Here is a 1644-nt window from a genome sequence, read left to right as displayed (position 1 = left end):
GATGATGGCCTGGCCCGCTTCGATCGCGATGACCTTGCCTTTGACAACGGTGCCCTCTTCGGGCGTGTCAATCTCGAAGCTTTCCTTCAGAAGGGCTTCGAAGTCTTCCATGGTTGCTTTAGCGCACATATAGATCAGTATCCTTTTCTTGGTTGTCACTGGCCATGCGGTTGGCTCCGCCGGTCTTGATTAGGGTTCCCGCAAAATCGCCCAAGCATCGGCAAGCCGACGACAGCGGGACTTTCGGGATAGCGGGCCTATAGACGCCTTGCTGCACGCTGGCAAGGGAAAGTGGCAGGACACCCTTGGCCCGGTGCGCGGAAGGCCGTAGCTTCCGCCCATGGACGATGCAACCGACCGACTGCAAAAGGCGATCACCGCGATCATGCGCGCGCTGAAAGTCGCCGAACCCGCTCTACAGAAAAGCCATGGCGCGCTGAAGCTCGCGCCGTCAGACATCCAGGCGCTGCAGGTCATCGCCAGCCATCCCGGCGCCATGTCTGGCACGCTCGCCCAGCATCTCGGCATCGTGCCGACGACCGCGACCAGCATCGTGGACCGGCTGGTCCGGCGTGGCCTTGTCCGGCGCGAACGGAGGGAAACGAACCGCCGCGCCGTGGCGCTTTGGCTGACCCCTGCCGGAGAGGTCGCAGTCGCGCGTCTGTCCGAGGAAGAGCGCGCCGCATCCCGCGCCATGCTTGATGCGCTAGAGCCGGAAGAACACGAGACTATCGTAAGCGCGATGGAACGCGTTGCGGCTCATCTCAACCGCCTCGTCGATCAGACGATCACAAAACCCTGACGGCTGACCGGCAGATCGCGGACCCGCTCACCCGTCGCAGCTGCGATCGCGTTGACCAGCGCCGGTGCAATCGGCGGCGTGCCAGGCTCGCCAAGTCCACCCGGTGGCGCGACGCTCGGCATGAAATGCACGCTCTGCGCCGGAGAGTTGGCGAGCCGCAGCATGTCATAGTCGGGGAAGTTCCTCTGCACGATCTCTCCGCCTTCGACCGTGATCTCGCCCATCAGCGCCGCTGTCAGCCCGAAGATCACGCCACCCTGGATCTGCGCTTCCGCCGCATCGGGGTTCACCACCACGCCGCAATCCACGACCGAGGTCACGCGCGTCACCCTAAGATCACGGTCCGCGACCCGCACTTCGACCGCCTGCGCCACGATGGTACCGAAGCTCTCGACCAGGGCCATTCCGATACCCGTGCCCGCCGGTCGGGCGCCGTCCCACTCGGCGGCCTCGCGCAGCTTTTCCAGCACGGCGATCTTGCGCGGATCTTCCAGGTGATCCAGCCGGAACTGCAGCGGATCGGCCCCCGCGGCAACCGCAAGCTCATCGACAAAGGCTTCGTGAAAGAACCCGAGTTGTGTGAAATCGACCGCCCGCCATGACCCGGTCCGAACCGGAGAAGTCCAGGCCACCCGCCCGATTGCCGCCGCCGGAACCGTATAGGGAAAACCGAACGGCCGCTCGCCGTCTGGCATCCCCGCGTTCGTGTGGGTGTAGACATGGCGGAAAGCGGTCATCCGGCCGTTCTCGACCGCGCCTGCCAGCCGGGCCTGCACTGCCGGGCGATACCAGTCATGCGTCATGTCGGTCTCGCGCGACCAGATCGTCTTGACGGGCGTCCC

General features: G+C 64.8%; 2 protein-coding genes. One reads left to right on the top strand and one right to left on the bottom strand.

The genetic code is table 11. The features are described from left to right. The first annotated feature begins 340 nt into the window (after positions 1-340). Positions 341-802 carry a MarR family transcriptional regulator gene (locus tag ACRCSW_RS01630; RefSeq protein WP_438702256.1) on the top strand — a complete coding sequence of 154 codons (462 nt, stop codon included), beginning with the start codon at positions 341-343 and terminating at the stop codon, positions 800-802. Here the strand turns inward: ACRCSW_RS01630 and ACRCSW_RS01625 are convergent. After that, positions 781-1644, bottom strand: an 864-nt coding sequence (locus ACRCSW_RS01625; protein ID WP_438702255.1) for a molybdopterin cofactor-binding domain-containing protein, incomplete at its 5' end; no start/stop codon positions are given. The two genes, ACRCSW_RS01630 and ACRCSW_RS01625, sit on opposite strands and share 22 nt — an antisense overlap.

The sequence above is a fragment of the Tabrizicola sp. genome (genome assembly GCF_051645465.1).
Lineage (GTDB): Bacteria > Pseudomonadota > Alphaproteobacteria > Rhodobacterales > Rhodobacteraceae > Tabrizicola.
This window is presented reverse-complemented; position numbering and strand designations above follow the sequence as displayed.

Coding starts and splice junctions, on each gene's coding strand:
- ACRCSW_RS01630 (WP_438702256.1), top strand. CDS start 341: ATGGACGATGCAACCGACCGACTGCAAAAGGCGATCACCGCGATCATG.